Raw genomic sequence first — 17,017 nt, 5'->3', positions numbered from 1 at the left:
TATCAGATCCTGCGTTTCTGGAACCATGAAGTCATGGAAAATACCGAAGGCGTCGTAGCGGTCATCGCGGCGCGCCTCTCGCCCTCACCCTCCCACGCCTGACGGCGCGGGCCCCTCCCTCTCCCACAAGGGGAGAGGGTCTGGTAAAATGTTCGCGGAGTAACCACCATGCCTCTTCTTCAAGCCAGCAAGGTCTACAAGCCCTTCGAATATCCCTGGGCCTATGAATTCTGGAAGCGCCAGCAGCAGCTGCACTGGCTGCCGGAGGAAGTGCCGCTTGGCGAGGATTGCCGCGACTGGGCGCAGAAGCTGTCGGACCATGAGCGCAATCTGCTGACCCAGATCTTCCGCTTCTTCACCCAGGCGGATGTGGAGGTGCAGGACTGCTACCACGAAAAATATGGCCGCGTGTTCAAGCCGACCGAAATCAAGATGATGCTGACCGCGTTCAGCAACATGGAAACGGTCCACATCGCCGCCTATTCGCACCTGCTCGACACCATCGGCATGCCGGAAAGCGAATATAGCGCCTTCATGCAGTATAAGGAGATGAAGGACAAACACGACTATCTCCAGCAGTTCGGCGTCGACACGGATGAGGATATCGCCAAGACGCTGGCCATGTTCGGCGGCTTCACCGAAGGACTCCAGCTCTTCGCCAGCTTCGCGATGCTGATGAACTTCCCGCGCTTCAACAAGATGAAGGGCATGGGTCAGATCGTCAGCTGGTCGGTCCGCGACGAGACGCTGCACTGCGAAGGCATCATCCGCCTGTTCCATGCCTTTGTGAAGGAACGCGATTGCCTGACCCCGGCGGTCAAGGACGACATCATGGACATGTGCCAGAAGACGGTGCGGATCGAGGACGCGTTCGTCGATCTGGTCTTCGAAATGGGTCCGGTGCCGGGCATGACGCCCAAGGACATCAAGAAATATGTCCGCTACATCGCCGACTGGCGCCTGGGCCAGCTGGGCCTCAAGCCCATCTACATGATCGACGAGCACCCGCTCCCCTGGCTGACCCCGCTGCTGAACGGCGTGGAGCACGCCAACTTCTTCGAAACCCGCGCGACGGAATATTCGAAGGCGGCCACCCGCGGGCAGTGGAACGACGTGTGGGATGCGTTTGATCGCCGCACCAAGCTCAAGAGCAACCCCGCTGCCAACGCGGACGAAAGCGACCCGGACATGTTCAAGGCAGCGGGGATCGCGGCGGAGTAATTGAGAAAAGCGAAGGGCGACACCGGTGGAGCGGTGTCGCCCTTCGGTCGAACAGGAAACGTCGCCCCCGTCGGCAGGTCAGAGCCCTGGACGCAACCCCGCACCAGAAATTTACGACCTTGCCCAAACATTGAGCCATGTTCGGCGTCCGCCTTTGGATGGCGTTGCTTCGGGTGGAGCTGGTGATCCTGACGGCGATCGAGTTCGTGGGCACCCCGGGAAGGATGATGGCGCAGCGGCCACCGAACAGAGCGCTCCCGCCGACCACCCGGTCAGCGGCAGGCCGCGATCAGCACGCCTTCTGACCGCGTGAGCGGCCAATCCCATTTTCCATGCCGCAAGCGGTTCTTGCTCCGCGGCAGGAAAAAATCGATGTTTCCCTGTTCCCATCGTGTCACCTCTGCCACCCCATCCTTGTGGCAGGAGCAGGCAAGGCTGACCGCCGCATGAACATATTGTTTTGTTCCGTTCATGCAACGTTTAGGCACTTGCTTTGTTCTGCTCCCATCGGAAAACAGCCAAGGGAACCGATGATGAAGTTCACCCTGAAAACCGCCATCGCCGCCTTTTCGCTCGGCGCCGTGGCCCTCAGTGCAGCCCCCGCCGCCGCCGATCCGCCTCCATGGGCGGGTCACGGCAAGCATGGCAATCCCGGCCACGGCCGCGACGACTGGAAACATGGCGGCAAGCATGACCGCTACAACCGACCCGGCCGCGTCATTTACAGCTATGACTGGAACCGTCCGGACCCGCGCTATGGCCGCTATTACCGCCCGGATCGCTACTATCGCGGGGGGTATGAGCCGATCCGCGTGACCCGTTCGACCCGCATCTATCGCGGCTATGACGACCGCTATTATTGCCGCCGATCGGACGGCACCACCGGTCTGATCGTCGGTGCAGCGCTCGGCGGCCTGCTCGGCAGCCAGATCGACCGCGGCCGCTCGAACACCGCGGGCATCCTGATCGGCGGCGGCGCGGGCGCGCTGCTGGGCCGCGAAATCGACCGCGGCAACCTCAACTGCCGCTAGGCCAGGCGGGGAGGGCGCAAGCCCTCCCTCCCTAACACCACGGATGCCGCGCCCCATCCCACTCCCGCGCCAGTCCTTCGGCCACCAGCATCTCCCCGATCGACTGCCCGCCCCGGCTCACTACCCGCAGCGCCCGCCCATAACGGTCGGTATCCCGATCCCCGCTCTCCAGCGAGAAGGGGCCTTGATTCATCAAATCCTGCAAACGCCGCGTCGCCCGCGCGCCCAGCGCCGCTTCCTCCGCGCAGCGCGGCTCATGAGTCTCCGGCGCGTCGATGTCCATCACCCGCACCCTCTGCCCCTGAAACCAGAAAGTGTCGCCGTCGACCACGCAATTGGTCCCGCCGCCGCTATGGCAAAAGCCGAACTGCGCCGACAATGTGTCGCTGCCCACCGGCGCCATCGCCTCCCGCCGAGCGCCCTGAAACCGCTCCACCGCATCAGGCCCGAACCAGCCCAGGGCGCCGCCGATCATCACCCCGCCGATCACCAGAACGGCAAAGGAAGGCCGCTTCGGTTTCTGTCGCCGCAACCGGGCCTGACTCGCCCGCCCCGCTTCATACCGCCACGCCCGCTGGACGCGCTCCTTGTCCGTCATTCGCTTCATGGGGCGGCGATAGCCAAATCCGGCGCCGCCGTCTCGCGCCGAAACATCCGAATTTGACCCCGATCAATGACGGGCGAGCCTTACCCGCCACCCTAGCTGCGACCAGCAGGAGAGCCGCCTTATGCCCACCCCCTTTGATCGCATCGGTGGAGAGCCGACCGTCGCCGCCATAGCCAACCGCTTCTATGACCTCATCGAGCAGGACCCCGCCTATGCCGACCTGCGCGCCATCCACGCCGCCGACCTGAGCGCGATCCGCCATGGCCTAACCCGCTTCCTCGCCGGCTGGGCGGGCGGTCCCCGCGACTGGTTCGAGCGCGGCCAGTGCGTCATGTCGCTCCACCGCGCCTTTCCGATCACCCCGGCGCTGGCGGATCAATGGGCAAACGCAATGACCCGCGCCATCGCTGCCCAACCCGGCCTCGATCCGCGGCTCGGCGAGGCCATGGGCGAGGCGCTGGGCCATATGGCACGCGGCATGATCAATCTGTCACTGGAACAAAGCGCCGCTTAATCCTCATCCTCGGTCGGCCCGAGACTGTCTTCCTCGTCGTCCATCTGCGGTTCCCCGGCAAAGGCGTCGGTATCTATTCTCCCCGAACGGTTCATTTCCTCCATCTTCTCCACCAGATCGGGCGTGTCGTCGGGCAGGATCTGAGCGGGATTGGCCTTGCCGCCGCGCTCGCTGTCCTCGCTGAGGTCGGTGCCGCGCGCGCGGGCGTCCTCCGCCACATCCTGCGCCTGAGAGCCGGCCTCGGCCTGCTCGCTATTTTCTTCATCGACGTCGGGCAGGCGATTGGGATCGGGTCGTTCCATGGCATGTCTCCTTTCCTGCGCCAACGAGCCAGCGGGCGTAGCCGTTCCAGCGTTGCAAAAGCCTCTGGACAGCGCGAAGCCGAGGGGGCAAGAGCCGCCACAATACTCCGCCCCCTTCTTCCCGAACAGCACAAAGGGAATACCCCATGCCCCGCCAGCTCATTTCCTCCGGCTCGCCTTTCGAGGCGCAGGTCGGCTATTCGCGCGCCGTCGTTCAGGGCGACTGGTGCTTCGTCGCCGGCACCACCGGCACCGATCCCGAAACCAAAGCCATGCCTGAATCCGTCGTCGATCAGGGCAGGAACGCGCTGAAGGTCATCGGTAAGGCGCTGGAAGAGGCCGGTTTCTCCTTCGCCGATGTGGTCCGCGTGACCTATTACATCACCGACCCTGCCTATTGGGACGTTCTGGGCGAGGCTACCGCGCCGGTCTTTGGCGATATCCGCCCCGCGGCAAGCTGCATCGTCACTGGCCTCATCAAGCCGGAGATGAAAATCGAGATCGAAGTCACCGCGTTCAAAGGATAAGCCGCCATGATTACTATGTACGGCATCAAGAATTGCGACACGATCAAGAAAGCGCGGAATTTCCTCGACAATAGCGGCAAGGCCTACAGCTTCCACGACTATAAGGTGTCGGGCGTCGACAAGGCGAAGCTGGAGGAATGGGTGATGGAACATGGGTGGGAAACCATCCTCAACCGTTCCGGCACCACCTTCAAGGCGCTGGACGCGGGCGACAAGGCGCATATCGACGCGGAAAAGGCGATCCTGCTGATGAGCGCCAATCCGTCGATGATCAAGCGCCCGATCCTCGATCTGGGCGACCGCACCATCGTCGGCTTCAAGGCGACGACCTATGAGGATGCGCTGGAGGGCGTGAAGGCATGAGCTTGGGGAGGATGCTCCGGCCCGCAGTCCTCCTTCTCCTCACCCTCATTACGGTGGCGCCCGCGATGCCTGAAGCCAGAGCCGAACCCTTCATCATCGCCCATCGCGGCGCCAGCGGCGAGCGGCCGGAACATACGCTTGCCGCCTATGAACGGGCGATAGATCAGGGCGCCGACTATATCGAGCCCGATCTGGTGCTGACGCAGGACGGCGTCCTCGTCGCCCGGCACGAAAATGAGATCGGCGGCACCACCGATGTCGTCGATCATCCCGAATTCGCAGCGCGCAAGACCAGCAAGACCATTGACGGCCAGCAGATCACCGGATGGTTCACCGAGGATTTCACGCTGGCCGAGTTGCGCACCCTGCGCGCCCGCGAGCGGCTGCCGCAGGTGCGCCCCGCCAACAGCCGTTTCGATGGCCTCTACCAAATCCCGACCTTCGAAGAGATATTGCAGCTTGTCCGCGCCAAGGAAGCCGAAACCGGCCGCCGCATCGGCCTCTATCCCGAAACCAAGCACCCCAGCTATTTTGCCGGGATCGGCTTGGCCCATCAGGCGCCGTTGCTCGCTCTGCTCAGCAAATATGGCTATCAGACGGAGGCTGATCCGGTCTTCATCCAGTCTTTCGAGGTTGGGAATCTCAAGGCGATCCGGGCCGTCTCCCGGCTGCGCCTGATCCAGCTCGTCGACAGCCAGGGCGGCCCGGCGGACGAACCCGGCACCAGCTATGCCGACATGCTGACGATCGAGGGGTTGAAGCAGGTCGCGGACTATGCCGACGGGATCGGCCCGGCGGCAGCAATGGTGCTGGCGCCGGAAGGCGCGACGGGGCTTGTCGGCCGCGCCCATGATGCGGGGCTGCAGGTTCATGTCTGGACGCTGCGGATGGAGAACGGCTTCCTGCCCGCAGCCTTCCAGCGCGCAGACGATCCGCAGGGCAGGGGGGACTTTGCCGGCTATGTTCAGGCGATCGCCCATGCCGGCGTCGACGCCCTGTTCAGCGACTTCCCGAAACAGGCGCGGGCTGCCCTCAATCCGACGACTGATCCCCGGCCCTGAATGGCTTGTCAAATCTCCGGCGGAGGCGAATAACAGTCCCATGCTCTCGCAGAAGACCCGTTACGCCATCCGCGCTCTCCAGCATCTTGCAGACCGCTACCGCCAAGGGCCGGTGCCGCTGGGCGAGATCGCCACGCGGCAGAATATCCCGTCCAAATTCCTGACCGTGATCCTGTCCGAACTGGCGCGGGAGGGGTTGGTGGCGACCCAGCGCGGGCGCGACGGGGGCTATTGGCTGGCGCTGGCCCCTGTCGACATCAGCTATGGCGATATCGTCCGGCTGACGCGCGGGTCGCTGGCGCTCACGCCCTGCGCCAGCCGGTTCGCGCACGAAACCTGCACCAATTGCCTGCCCGAATCGGAATGCCGCCTGCATCGCGTAATGCTGCGCGTGCGGGACGAGACGGCCAAGGTTCTGGACAGCATCAGCCTCGCGGAACCCTTCGCGACCGAAGAAATGGGGTAGGAGGCCGCCTCCGGCCATTTTTCATTCGAGCGAAGCCCCTCAAGGGGTATGACGCCTCGAATTCAGCCGCAAAATGTCTGCATTCTCCCCAAAGCCTTGCGCCCGGCCCGCAGCTTCGCCACATCGGCGGCATGACGACACCGCCCCTCAAAGCCGCCCTGATTCCCGTCACGCCGCTTCAGCAGAACTGCACCCTGTTCTGGTGCACGGCGACCAATCGCGGCGCCTTCGTCGATCCGGGCGGCGATCTGCCCATGCTCAAAAAGGCAGCGGAGCAGCATGGCGTCACCATCGAGAAGATCCTCGTCACCCACGGCCATATCGACCATTGCGGTCAGGCGGGCATTCTTGCTCGCGATCTGGGCGTGCCGATCGAGGGGCCGCATGAGGCCGATCGCTTCTGGATCGACCGTCTCGGCGAAGACGGCGCCAAATATGGCATCGATGGCGAGAGCTTCGAGCCCGATCGCTGGCTGAAGGACGGCGATCAGGTCACGGTCGGCAATCTGACGCTGGACGTCTATCACTGCCCCGGCCACACGCCGGGCCATGTCGTTTTCCACCATGCGCCCAGCAAGCTCGCCATCGTGGGCGACGTGCTGTTCCAGGGTTCGATCGGCCGCACCGATTTCCCCATGGGGAATCATCAGGATCTGATCGACGCCATCACCGGCAAGCTCTGGCCGCTGGGCGGAGACACCGCCTTCGTCCCCGGTCACGGCCCGATGAGCAATTTCGCCCATGAGCGCCGCACCAACCCCTTTGTGGCGGACGCGGTCCTTAGCTGACGATCTTACCGAATCATCGCCATGGCGGGCGGCGCCGGAACCTCCCGCGTCGCGCCATAGGCGATATACAGCGCCGCGAGGGCCAGCCCGACCATCACCACCCAGGTCAGCAGCGCCCCGCCTGCGCGCCACACGGTCGGCTTCTCTGCGTCCATTCCAAAGCCATGGGCGATTCGCGCGAGCACGAAGAGCAGCGCCGCACCCCATAGCCAGGTCGATGGCCCGACCGCCAGTTCCACCAGCCCGAACAGAATCAGCGTCATCGGCGTATATTCAGTGAAATTGGCATGCGCCCGCATCCGCTTCGCCAGCAGGCTGTTGCCGCCGTCGCCATGCAGAGCCTTGTCCGCTATGCGGATTCGCGCGCAGCGGGTCGCCAGCCACATGTTGAGCAGCGCACAGGCAGCCGCCAGAGTCAGCGTTATCGGCAACAGCATCCTATTTTCCCCAAACTATCGAATGACGCGCACCATAAGCGGGCAGGGGGAAGGGGCAAGGAAGCACTTGCGCCGATCCCAAAAAACGCTATAGGCGCAGGGCTTCGCGATCAACCGGGCCGCATGGGTCTGCGGCGCCGTTGGCGTCAGCATCCATTCGGAACTGGCCAGTCGCACTAACAGATCAATTTATGGAATAAGGTGCCGACATGGCTGTCCCCAAGAGGAAAACGTCCCCTTCCCGCCGTGGCATGCGTCGCAGCCATGATTCGCTGCGCGTCGAAGCGTTCCAGGAATGCTCGAACTGCGGCGAACTGAAGCGCCCGCACAATCTGTGCGACGCCTGCGGCCATTATAACGGCCGTGAAGTCATCGCCGTCGGGGCCTGACACCTAAGTTTCTCCTGAAAAGGGTGCGTTAATTTGTCCAGTCAACCGCGAATCGCAATCGACGCGATGGGCGGGGATGAAGGCGTGCGCGTGATGATGGCGGGTGTAGCGCTCGCCCGTCACCGTCACGAAGGACTGCGCTTCACCCTTTTCGGAGACGAAGCGCGGATCAAGTCCGCGCTCGACCATCACCCCAATCTGCGCGCAGCGTCGGAAATCGTCCACGCGCCCGATGTCGTGGATGCGGGGGACAAGCCCAGCGTCGCCATCCGCAAGAAGACCAGCTCAATGAGCATGGCGATCGCCGCGGTGAAGGCGGGCGAGTGCGGAGCCGCCGTCTCGTCCGGCAATACGGGCGCGCTGATGGCGATGGCAAAGCTTGCCCTGCGCACGATGAAGGGCATTGATCGCCCTGCACTCGCCGCGCTGCTGCCGACCCTCGGCGACAATGACGTGGTCATGCTCGACCTGGGCGCCAATACCGAGTGCGACGCCCGCAATCTTGTTCAGTTCGCGGTGATGGGCGCGGCGTATGCCCGCATCGCCTTCGATCTGGAAAGCCCCCGCGTCCGGCTGATGAACATCGGTACGGAAGAGATGAAGGGCACAGAGGAAATCCGCGACGCCGCCGCGATCCTGCGCGCCGCGTCCAGCCTGCCGCTGTCCTTTGAAGGGTTCACAGAAGGCGACAAGATCGGCCGGGGCGATGCTGACGTCATCGTGTCCGACGGTTTTTCCGGCAATGTTGCGCTGAAGACGGCGGAGGGAACGGCCCGCTTCGTCACCGACCTGTTGCGCACCGCCTTCACCAGCTCGATCCGTTCCAAGCTCGGCTTCCTGATCTCGAAGCCGGCGATGCATCTCTTGAAGCATCATCTCGACCCCAACAATCATAATGGCGCTGTCTTCCTGGGCCTCAATGGCGTAGTGGTGAAGAGCCACGGCAGCGCCAATGACAAGGGCGTCGCCAATGCGGTCCATGTCGCCGCGCGTCTTCTGGAAGAGGACATCACCCGGCGCATCGCCGCCGACATGCACGGGATTGAGGGGCTGACCGCCGCCGCGTCCAAGTTGGAGCTGTCCGCAAAGTGATCCGTCGATCCGTTCTTCTGGGCACGGGTTCCGCCCTGCCGGCCCGCAAGGTCAGCAACGCCGAACTGGCCGAAACCGTCGACACCAGCGACGAATGGATCGTCGAACGCACGGGCATCCGGACCCGCTACATTGCGGGCGAGGGGGAAACCACCGCAACCCTCGCGACCGACGCAGCCAGAGCTGCGCTGGACGCCGCCGGGCTGACCCCGCAGGACATCGACCTCATCGTCCTCGCCACCGCTACCCCTGACCAGACCTTTCCCGCTACCGCGACACTGGTGCAGGCCGCGCTCGGCATCAATGACTGCGTCGCCTTCGACGTTGCGGCAGTCTGCTCCGGCTTCCTTTATGCCATCACGGTGGCAGACAGCATGATCTGCTCGGGCGCGGCCCGCAACGCGATCGTCATCGGTTCGGAAACCTTCAGCCGTATCCTCGACTGGGAAGACCGCACCACCTGCGTCCTCTTCGGCGACGGTGCGGGCGCGGTCGTTCTGGGTGCGGAGGAAAGCGCGGACGGCAAACGCGGCATATTGGCCTCGAAACTCCACGCCGACGGTCGCCACAACCAGCTCCTTTATGTCGATGGCGGTCCGTCGACCACCCAGACCGTCGGCAAGCTGCGGATGAAGGGGCAGGAAGTCTTCCGCCACGCCGTCACCAACCTGGCCTCGGTGCTGACCGAAGTGATGGAAGCGGCAGGCATGACCCCATCGGAAATTGACTGGCTGATCCCGCATCAGGCCAATGCCCGCATCCTCGACGCGACCGCGCGCAAGCTCAGGCTGGCGCCCGAGAAGGTCGTCGTGACGGTCGACAGGCACGCCAATACCTCCGCGGCGTCGGTGCCGCTGGCGCTGGACTTCGCCGTGCGCGACGGGCGAATCCAGAAGGGCGACCTTCTCGTTCTGGAGGCGATGGGCGGCGGCTTTACCTGGGGCGCCTGCGTCCTGCGTTTCTGAAGAAGCGCTCGATTGTTTCGGGTAGACCAGTTTTGATACGCTGACCCGCTGCGTTTTGCGCAATATATTCCCAAATTTTCTGCGCGAACCGGCCCGTCCCCAATTGGGATCGCTATCTTGCCCATTTTTCACGCTTTTTTCCCTATTCAGCACGGCGATCATCTTGCCGAATCAAGTAGAAACGCGCACATTATCCAGTGATCACCCGCATTTAGGCTCGACGGGGATCAAGGTGGGGTAGTCCGATGACTGGCACAGGGACTCTGACGCGCGCCGATCTCGCGGAGAGCGTGAACCGGCATATTGGCCTTTCGCGGGCGGAAGCGGCAACGTTAATTGAATCCATTTTGGAGCATATGGCCTCCGCACTTGAACGCGGGGAAAATGTGAAGATCTCCAGTTTCGGTACGTTCGTTCTGCGCGACAAGACGCAGCGCATGGGGCGCAACCCGAAGACGGGCGTCGAGGTGCCGATCGAACCGCGCCGGGTGCTGACCTTCCGCGCCAGCCAGACGATGCGGGATCGCATCGCATCGGTCTGACAGCAAGGTTCGCGCGGGCCAGGCGGACTTTCGCCAGGCCTGCGCAGTCTTTCACTTTTTCGAAGGCGCTGGTCTTTGGCGCCTTCACTTCCTCTGCGCATACCCAAAATAGCCTTTTTACCGAAGGTTGACCTTGGCATCGCTAACGGTGCAACATCATGGTCATGGAAAAAGTAGAGGGCGCATTTCTGACCATCAGCGAGCTGGCGAGCGAACTGGCTTTGCCGCAGCATATCTTGCGCTATTGGGAAACGCGCTTCACCCAGCTTAGACCGTTGCAGCGCTCCGGCAATCGCCGCTACTACCGCCCCGCCGATGTCGAACTGGTCCGGCGCATCAACCATCTGCTGAACGTCGAGGGGTTCACGGTGAAGGGCGCGCAGAAAGCGCTGGCCGATGGGTTCGGCGAACCGCTGTCCGCCGCCCTGCCGGAAAAAAATGGCGAACCAACGGCGAGCGCCGATCTGCTTCCTCGCCTGGAAGCGATCCGTGCCACACTTGCTCGCGCCATCGGCGAATAGCCCGCCGCTATAAATTGACCGCATAGATGAGGTCGCGGAACGGCACGTCGCCCACCATGAAGGTCATGTCGCCAATCTCGGCGAAGCCATGCCGGGCGTAGAAGCGCCGCGCCCGCTCATTGTGCGGATAGACGGCAAGCAGGAGTCGCCAGGCTCCGCGGAGCCGGACCTCTTAGAAAACACGCGCCATCAGCCTGTCGCCATGGCCGCTACCCTGCCAGCCGCTTAGCAGATAGATGCGCTTGAGCTCGATATCGCGATCATCCGTCGCCACCGGCAGATGGGGCGGGGTCAGCATGGCATAGCCGACCGGCGCGCCCTGCGGGGTCTCGCCGATCAGCACCGTCTGGTCTGGGTCGATCAGGGCAGCCCGGTAGTGGTCCACGCCATGCGCGGTCTGGATATGCGCGATCAACGCCTCGCCCGGATGGTCATTGGCAAAGCTGGCGAGGAAGGTCGCGCCGCCGAGCAGCGACAGGGCGACGGCATCCTTTGCCACCGCTCGCCGCCACCGGATCGGCGTCATCGCGTAATCAGCGCGACCCCGGCCCCAGAGCCGGGTCGAGATCGCGGGGACGGGTGAAACTGGCGAGTTGCGCGCTGTTAGCCTGCACCTCGCTCCAATGAGCGACGGGCAGGTCGAGTACGGCAATGCTGGCGGTGGGGAATTTTACCTCCACATCCTCGCGCAGCGGCCCGCCGCTATCTTCGGGGACGAGGTCGAGGATCAGTTCTTCCAGCCCCGGATTATGCCCGGACATCAGCACGCTTTCGGCACTGTCGGGCAGATCGCGGATGACATCGAACAGCGTCGGCGTGGAGGCAAGATAGATGCGCCGGTCCCAATGCGGATCGATCGTCTCGCCATAGCCGGTGAAGAAGCTGTCCAGCGTCTCGATCACGCGCACCGCCGGGGATGCGATGACGAAGTCGAAGCGCATGTCCTTCGACCGCGCAAACTGCCCCATCACCACCGCCGCCTTTTCGCCGCGCCGGTTGAGCGGCCGGTCGAAGTCCCGCGCAACCGGATCGTCCCAATCGGACTTGGCGTGGCGCAACAGGATCAACCGCTTCATTCTTGCTCCCGATCGTCAATGCCGGATTCGATTCCCTGAAGCCCTAACGCCGCATGGCCGCCAAGACCAGTGCGCGAATGACCGCTGACCGATATGATGGCTTCGTCCAGCGTCAGGCGGCGGATCGGCGTCCCGGGCGGAAAGGCGCTGAGCAGGCGGCTGGGCATGGCGGCGGACAGGATGACGAAGCTCCCCCTGTCCTCCGCCCGCCGGATCAGTCGTCCGAAGGCCTGCGCCATCCGCGCCCGGATCAGCCTGTCGTCATAGGCGCTGCCGCCGCCTGCCAGCTTGCGCGCCGCATGCAGCACGCTGGGCTTGGACCAGGGCACGCCCTCCATCACCACCAGCCGCAGTGAATGGCCCGGCACATCCACTCCGTCCCGCAACGCGTCGGTGCCCAGCAGCGAGGCGCGCGGATCATCGCGGAAAATGTCGATCAGCGTTCCGGTGTCCATCGGGTCGACATGCTGCGCGTAAAGCGGCAGCCCCGCCCGCGCCAGCCGGTCGGCGATCCGCGCATGCACGGCCCGCAGCCGTCGGATCGCGGTGAACAGCCCCAGCGTGCCGCCGCCTGCGGCCTCGATCAGCCGCGCATAGGCACCTGACAAAGCGGCGATGTCGCCCCGCCTGATGTCCGTCACGATCAGCACTTCCGACCGCTCCGGATAGTCGAAGGGGCTGCTTGCCTCGAACTGTTCCGCCCCGCGCGGCAGATGACTGGCCCCGCTGCGCCGCTGCGCATTGTCCCAGTCGCCCCCGCCCTTGAGCGTCGCCGACGTGATCAGCACCCCCTGCGCCGGTTTCAGCACCGTCTCCGCCAGAGGTCGGGTGGGGTCGAGCCAATGGCGATGGATCCCGATATCGAACTCGCGCCCTTCGATCCGCTCGACCGCCAACCAGTCGACGAAATCCGGGTCCGCCGGGCCGCCGATCCGCGCCAGCAGCGCCAGCCAGGCCGCGATCAGGTCCCGCCGCCAGCCGAGCGAGGCGATCGCGCCCTCGACGCGCGCCCGCGCCGCGCCGTCCAGCCAGTCCGGCGCATCCTCGATCACGGCCTCCATCCGCTTGCCCAGATGGGTCAGCGGGCGCAGTAGCCCGTCCAGTGCCTGCGCCGCTCCTGCCGCCGCCTCGACCAGCGCGCCGTCCGGTTCGGCCAGCTCGGTTTCCAGGCCATAGCCGGCATCGGCCTCGCCATTGTCGGCGGCTCGCGCATAGACGGTGCCGCGCACCGCCGCGAGCAGTTGCTCGACCGGCCCGAACGGCTCGCCCGCCACGATCCGTTTGAGCCATTCATCGGCAGGCAGTGCCCTCGCCGCGTCCGCCGCCGCCCGGATCGCCTCGCCGCCCTGTTCGTCATAGCTGGCAAGGTCGGACAGGCGTGCCGCCAGCCCGCGCCGCCGCCCGCGCGAATTCCCCTCCGGTCCCATGACCCAGCGGCGCAATTCGATCGCTTCCTGCCCCGATAAGGCGACGGAAAAGGTCGAGTCCGCCGCATCGAACAGATGATGGCCCTCGTCGAACACGATGCGCTGCGGCGCCTGTCCGCTCTCGCGTCCCCGTGCCGCGTTTATCATCACCAGCGCATGGTTGGCGATCACGATATCCGCGTCGGCGGACGCCCGCGACGACCGCTCGATGAAGCATTTGCGATAATGCGGACAGCCCGCATAGATGCACTCGCCCCGCCGGTCGGTGAGCGCGGTCGACCCGTTTCGCCGGAACAGGGTCGGCAACCATCCGGGAAGGTCGCCGCCGATCATGTCGCCATCCTTGGTGAACGCCGCCCAGCGCGCCACCAGCTGCGCCAATATCGCAGCCCGCCCGGAAAAACCGCCCTGCAATGCATCCTCAAGGTTCAGCAGGCAAAGATAATTTTCCCGTCCCTTGCGCACCACGACCCGCCGGGCCGCGACGGCGGGATCTGGGAACAGCCGCAGGCTTTCCCGGTCGAGCTGCCGTTGCAACGCCTTGGTATAGGTGGAGATCCAGACCGTCCCCTGCGCTTCCCCGGCCCAGAGCGAGGCGGGGGCGAGATAGCCCAGCGTCTTGCCGATTCCCGTCCCGGCTTCGGCCAGCAGCATGTTGGGCTGCTCGCGATGCGCCTTGGGCCGGAATATGTCCGCCGCCGCGGCCGCATAGGCGCGCTGCCCCGGCCGCGCTTCGGCGCCCGCGCCCGTCAGCCCCTCCAGCCGCGCCAGCACGGCCTCGCCCTGCAGGGAAACGACGCGGGGGGCGGGGCGGGGGGCAGCTTCCTCCCATTCGGGCAATTTGGAAAACAGCCAGCGCTCCGCCTCGGCCGGACGGGCGAGGCGCGGCGCGACCAGCGGCGCCCAGGTCCAGCGCAGGCGATGAAGCGATTGGGCCGCGGTCCAGCCGCCCTCGCGCTCCTGCCAGTCCGGTGATTCCAGGATGCTGAGAAGCGTCCTGGCGGCGGCCTGCAACAGGGCGGGAATATCAGCTTCGCTTGCCGCGGGCGGCAGGTTCAGCGCTTCGGCCAGCCCCTTGGGGGTCGGCACCAGAAAGCGCGCGGGGTGGACGAAGGCCCAAAGCTCCAGCAGATCAAGGCCGTTCAGTTCCGGATAGCCCAACCGCTGACCGGTCAGCGGCGCGTTCAGCAGCAGCGCTGGTGTTTCGGCCGTTCGCGCGATGGCGGTGCCCTTGGCGACGGCTTGCGTCCGATCCGCCTCTCTCAACCAGATGCCGCCATGGCTGGCGTGAAGGGCGGGCAGGGCAGATGGATCGATCACTGTCCCGGCTTAGGCGAGCCGGAACAAAAGGGAAACCCGAATTTCCGCCGTTTCAGCCCATCCGGCGCCCGAATCCGCCCGATGGCATCCCCCGGATGCCGATGGCGCGCGGCTGGAAGGCAGTGGGGGTCAGCCGCGCCGCGCGGGCGATTTCCAGCCGATCGAACAGGGGGCCGTCGGTCAGTTCATAGGGGAAGCGGATGCCCATACGGTCTTCCTCCGACCACTGCACGGTTCCGAACACGACATGGCCGTCATAGTCGATCTGGCACTGGCTGCGCACCGGCAGCCCGCAACCCGCTATCTGCGCGCCGCCCTCGCTGAGATCGACGATCGTCCCTTCCAGACTGTCCAGCACCGTCGTCACGATGACCGGAATATCCACGGCAATTCTTTGTCTGCTACGCGGCTGCATAGTCCCTCCTGAGCCCCCTAAGCTCATGACAAATATGATCCATCAAGGTTAATCAAAGTTAAAGGCGGCGGTTCCAAACCCGTCATTCGTCTCCGCTTTGACACCAAAAATCCCGCCTTTCTGTCCAGACCGGATGATCCGGCCCCCGTTCCGGAAACGGGCGGAACGGGGAATGCGACTCGCAATAGCCGGCTTTGCCGAACGGACGTTCCATCCGATGGGAAAATGCTCTAGGGGGCGTCGCATCATGACCATGTCCGACATCATCCGCACCGCCGCGCAGGCGTCCAAGGCCTGGCCCTATGAGGAAGCCCGCAAGCTCCTGAAGCGTTATCAGAACGGCGCGCCGGAAAAAGGCCATATCCTGTTCGAAACCGGCTACGGCCCGTCGGGCCTGCCGCATATCGGCACGTTCAACGAAGTGCTGCGCACCACCATGGTCCGCAACGCCTATCACGCGCTGTCGGACATACCCACGCGCCTGATCGCGTTCAGCGACGATCTGGACGGATTGCGCAAGGTGCCCGACAATGTGCCCAATCAGGCGATGCTGACGGAACATCTGGGCAAGCCGCTGACGCAGGTGCCCGATCCGTTCGGGAAATTCGAAAGCTTCGCGCATCACAACAACGCCATGTTGCGGGAGTTTCTCGACCGCTTCGGCTTCGATTACGAGTTCGTATCGGCCACTGAGCGCTACAGATCCGGAGCGTTCGACGACGCGTTGAAGAATGTCCTGCGCCATTATCAGGACATTATGGACATCATGCTGCCCACGCTGCGCAAGGAACGGCAGGCCACCTATTCCCCGGTGCTGCCGATCAGCCCCAGGAGCGGCATCGTGCTTCAGGTGCCGGTCGAGGTGATCGATGCCGAAAAGGGACTCGTCCGCTTCGAGGATGAGGGCGAGGTTGTCGAACAGTCGATCCTGTCGGGCGGCGCGAAGCTGCAATGGAAGGTCGACTGGGCGATGCGCTGGGTCGCGCTGGGCGTCGACTATGAGATGGCGGGCAAGGACCTGATCGATTCGGTCACGCAAAGCTCCAAAATCTGCCGCGCATTGGGCGCCCGTCCGCCAGAGGGCTTCAATTACGAGATGTTCCTCGACGAAAAGGGCGAGAAAATCTCCAAGTCCAAGGGCAATGGTCTCAGTCTCGAACAATGGCTGACCTACGGGCCGCAGGAAAGCCTTGCCTTCTACGCCTATCGCGAGCCGAAAAAGGCAAAGCAGCTGCATATGGGCGTCATCCCCCGCGCCGTGGACGAATATTGGCAGTTTCGCGGCAACTATCCCAAGCAGGCTGTCGAGCAGCAGCTCGGCAACCCGGTCCATCATATCCATGATGGTCAACTCCCGCATGGCGAGCTGCCGGTGACGTTCGGGCTGCTGCTGAACCTTGTCGGCGTGATGGGCGATGCCAGCCGCGAACAGGTCTGGGGCTATCTCCAGAATTATGTCGCGGACGCCAATGCGCAGACCTATCCGGAACTGGATGCGCTGATCGGCCATGCGCTGGCCTATCACCGCGATTTCGTCGCCCCGACGCTCAAGCGCCGCGCGCCGGAAGCCAATGAAGCCGCCGCTCTCGCCCGGCTGGACGAGGAGCTGGCCGCGCTCCCCGAACATGCATCGGCGGAGGACATCCAGAATATCGTCTACGCCATCGGCAAGGATGAGGCCTATGGCTTTGCCGAACTGCGCGACTGGTTCAAGGCGCTCTACCAGACGCTGCTGGGCGCCGATCAGGGACCGCGCATGGGCAGCTTCATCGCGCTCTACGGCATCGCCAACAGCCGCCGCCTGATCGCCGAGGCGCTTGCCGCCTGAGGGAACATTCCGGCCGGACAATCGTTCCATTTCATGGTCCACCCCCTTTCGGACTGATGGTGCGGTTTCCGCGTCATCGGCCGCGCCCGCCCGGAAACGAGCGGCGCGGCCAAGGGGACTGGAAA

The 17,017-nt window shown here is 64.3% G+C and carries 22 protein-coding genes; 15 read left to right on the top strand and 7 right to left on the bottom strand.

Annotated features, from left to right (window positions below; translation table 11 throughout):
- The first annotated feature begins 33 nt into the window (after positions 1–33).
- The 3 genes from ACFC3J_RS12620 (at position 34) to ACFC3J_RS12610 (ending at position 2,252) form a co-directional block, all read left to right on the top strand.
- A complete protein-coding gene (locus tag ACFC3J_RS12620; protein WP_375196520.1) occupies positions 34–102 on the top strand; it encodes a hypothetical protein in 69 nt (22 codons plus the stop codon).
- A gap of 66 nt (positions 103–168) precedes the next feature.
- Positions 169–1,221: a ribonucleotide-diphosphate reductase subunit beta gene (locus tag ACFC3J_RS12615; protein WP_375196515.1), complete on the top strand. Its 1,053-nt coding sequence runs from the start codon at positions 169–171 to the stop codon at positions 1,219–1,221.
- Positions 1,222–1,754: 533 nt separating this feature from the next.
- Entirely contained in the window at positions 1,755–2,252 is a 498-nt protein-coding gene (locus tag ACFC3J_RS12610) for a glycine zipper 2TM domain-containing protein (protein ID WP_375196519.1), read from the top strand.
- Positions 2,253–2,283: 31 nt separating this feature from the next.
- On the opposite strand, the gene ACFC3J_RS12605 is transcribed toward ACFC3J_RS12610, so the two are convergent.
- Positions 2,284–2,859, bottom strand: coding sequence for a thermonuclease family protein (locus ACFC3J_RS12605; protein ID WP_375196514.1), 576 nt, complete (start codon positions 2,857–2,859; stop codon positions 2,284–2,286).
- Positions 2,860–2,980: 121 nt separating this feature from the next.
- Between ACFC3J_RS12605 and ACFC3J_RS12600 the strand changes: the two genes are divergently transcribed.
- The gene (locus tag ACFC3J_RS12600; protein ID WP_375196513.1) at positions 2,981–3,373 is read left to right on the top strand and encodes a group II truncated hemoglobin; all 393 of its coding nucleotides are present in this window, start codon (positions 2,981–2,983) and stop codon (positions 3,371–3,373) included.
- On the opposite strand, the gene ACFC3J_RS12595 is transcribed toward ACFC3J_RS12600, so the two are convergent.
- A complete protein-coding gene (locus tag ACFC3J_RS12595; protein ID WP_375196512.1) occupies positions 3,370–3,675 on the bottom strand; it encodes a hypothetical protein in 306 nt (101 codons plus the stop codon). The genes ACFC3J_RS12600 and ACFC3J_RS12595 overlap by 4 nt on opposite strands.
- Before the next feature lie 146 nt (positions 3,676–3,821).
- Here ACFC3J_RS12595 and ACFC3J_RS12590 point away from each other — a divergent pair, with 146 nt between their 5' ends.
- The 5 genes from ACFC3J_RS12590 (at position 3,822) to ACFC3J_RS12570 (ending at position 6,880) form a co-directional block, all read left to right on the top strand.
- Positions 3,822–4,202, top strand: coding sequence for a RidA family protein (locus tag ACFC3J_RS12590; RefSeq protein ID WP_375196511.1), 381 nt, complete (start codon positions 3,822–3,824; stop codon positions 4,200–4,202).
- Between the two features lie 6 nt (positions 4,203–4,208).
- Entirely contained in the window at positions 4,209–4,565 is a 357-nt protein-coding gene (locus ACFC3J_RS12585; RefSeq protein WP_192667697.1) for an ArsC family reductase, read from the top strand.
- Positions 4,562–5,626, top strand: coding sequence for a glycerophosphodiester phosphodiesterase (locus ACFC3J_RS12580; protein ID WP_375196510.1), 1,065 nt, complete (start codon positions 4,562–4,564; stop codon positions 5,624–5,626). Before ACFC3J_RS12585 ends, ACFC3J_RS12580 begins: the two co-directional genes overlap by 4 nt.
- A 40-nt stretch (positions 5,627–5,666) precedes the next feature.
- On the top strand, positions 5,667–6,092 hold the full coding sequence (locus tag ACFC3J_RS12575) for an RrF2 family transcriptional regulator (protein ID WP_375196509.1): 426 nt from the start codon (positions 5,667–5,669) through the stop codon (positions 6,090–6,092).
- Positions 6,093–6,223: 131 nt separating this feature from the next.
- The gene (locus ACFC3J_RS12570) at positions 6,224–6,880 is read left to right on the top strand and encodes an MBL fold metallo-hydrolase (protein ID WP_375196508.1); all 657 of its coding nucleotides are present in this window, start codon (positions 6,224–6,226) and stop codon (positions 6,878–6,880) included.
- Positions 6,881–6,885: 5 nt separating this feature from the next.
- On the opposite strand, the gene ACFC3J_RS12565 is transcribed toward ACFC3J_RS12570, so the two are convergent.
- Positions 6,886–7,317, bottom strand: coding sequence for an MAPEG family protein (locus ACFC3J_RS12565; RefSeq protein WP_375196507.1), 432 nt, complete (start codon positions 7,315–7,317; stop codon positions 6,886–6,888).
- A gap of 209 nt (positions 7,318–7,526) precedes the next feature.
- On the opposite strand from ACFC3J_RS12565, the gene rpmF reads away from it, so the two are divergent.
- The 5 genes from rpmF (at position 7,527) to ACFC3J_RS12540 (ending at position 10,826) form a co-directional block, all read left to right on the top strand.
- Entirely contained in the window at positions 7,527–7,706 is a 180-nt protein-coding gene (gene rpmF, locus ACFC3J_RS12560) for a 50S ribosomal protein L32 (protein ID WP_192667702.1), read from the top strand.
- A gap of 66 nt (positions 7,707–7,772) precedes the next feature.
- Positions 7,773–8,798: a phosphate acyltransferase PlsX gene (gene plsX / locus ACFC3J_RS12555; protein ID WP_375196506.1), complete on the top strand. Its 1,026-nt coding sequence runs from the start codon at positions 7,773–7,775 to the stop codon at positions 8,796–8,798.
- Complete coding sequence (locus tag ACFC3J_RS12550; protein WP_375196505.1) at positions 8,795–9,763, top strand: beta-ketoacyl-ACP synthase III; 969 nt, start codon at positions 8,795–8,797, stop codon at positions 9,761–9,763. Before plsX ends, ACFC3J_RS12550 begins: the two co-directional genes overlap by 4 nt.
- 245 nt (positions 9,764–10,008) lie before the next feature.
- Positions 10,009–10,305: an integration host factor subunit alpha gene (ihfA, locus tag ACFC3J_RS12545; protein ID WP_375196504.1), complete on the top strand. Its 297-nt coding sequence runs from the start codon at positions 10,009–10,011 to the stop codon at positions 10,303–10,305.
- A 164-nt stretch (positions 10,306–10,469) separates the two neighbouring features.
- Positions 10,470–10,826: a MerR family transcriptional regulator gene (locus ACFC3J_RS12540; protein WP_375196518.1), complete on the top strand. Its 357-nt coding sequence runs from the start codon at positions 10,470–10,472 to the stop codon at positions 10,824–10,826.
- A gap of 172 nt (positions 10,827–10,998) precedes the next feature.
- Here ACFC3J_RS12540 and ACFC3J_RS12535 read toward each other — a convergent pair whose 3' ends face one another.
- From ACFC3J_RS12535 to ACFC3J_RS12520, 4 genes are read right to left on the bottom strand one after another with little or no spacing between them, the layout of a single operon-like run.
- Complete coding sequence (locus tag ACFC3J_RS12535) at positions 10,999–11,325, bottom strand: GNAT family N-acetyltransferase (protein ID WP_375196503.1); 327 nt, start codon at positions 11,323–11,325, stop codon at positions 10,999–11,001.
- 34 nt (positions 11,326–11,359) lie between these two features.
- Entirely contained in the window at positions 11,360–11,902 is a 543-nt protein-coding gene (locus tag ACFC3J_RS12530) for a histidine phosphatase family protein (protein WP_375196502.1), read from the bottom strand.
- The gene (locus tag ACFC3J_RS12525) at positions 11,899–14,649 is read right to left on the bottom strand and encodes an ATP-dependent DNA helicase (protein WP_375196501.1); all 2,751 of its coding nucleotides are present in this window, start codon (positions 14,647–14,649) and stop codon (positions 11,899–11,901) included. Before ACFC3J_RS12525 ends, ACFC3J_RS12530 begins: the two co-directional genes overlap by 4 nt.
- 52 nt (positions 14,650–14,701) lie before the next feature.
- On the bottom strand, positions 14,702–15,064 hold the full coding sequence (locus ACFC3J_RS12520) for a PilZ domain-containing protein (protein ID WP_375196500.1): 363 nt from the start codon (positions 15,062–15,064) through the stop codon (positions 14,702–14,704).
- 247 nt (positions 15,065–15,311) lie between these two features.
- Between ACFC3J_RS12520 and ACFC3J_RS12515 the strand changes: the two genes are divergently transcribed.
- Complete coding sequence (locus tag ACFC3J_RS12515) at positions 15,312–16,892, top strand: lysine--tRNA ligase (RefSeq protein ID WP_375196499.1); 1,581 nt, start codon at positions 15,312–15,314, stop codon at positions 16,890–16,892.
- The last annotated feature ends 125 nt before the right edge of the window (positions 16,893–17,017 follow it).

It is taken from the genome of Sphingobium sp., from assembly GCF_041987595.1.
In the GTDB taxonomy this organism is placed as follows: domain Bacteria; phylum Pseudomonadota; class Alphaproteobacteria; order Sphingomonadales; family Sphingomonadaceae; genus Sphingobium.
Note: the sequence above shows the minus strand (reverse complement) of the source record. Positions and strands in the feature narration are given on the sequence as shown.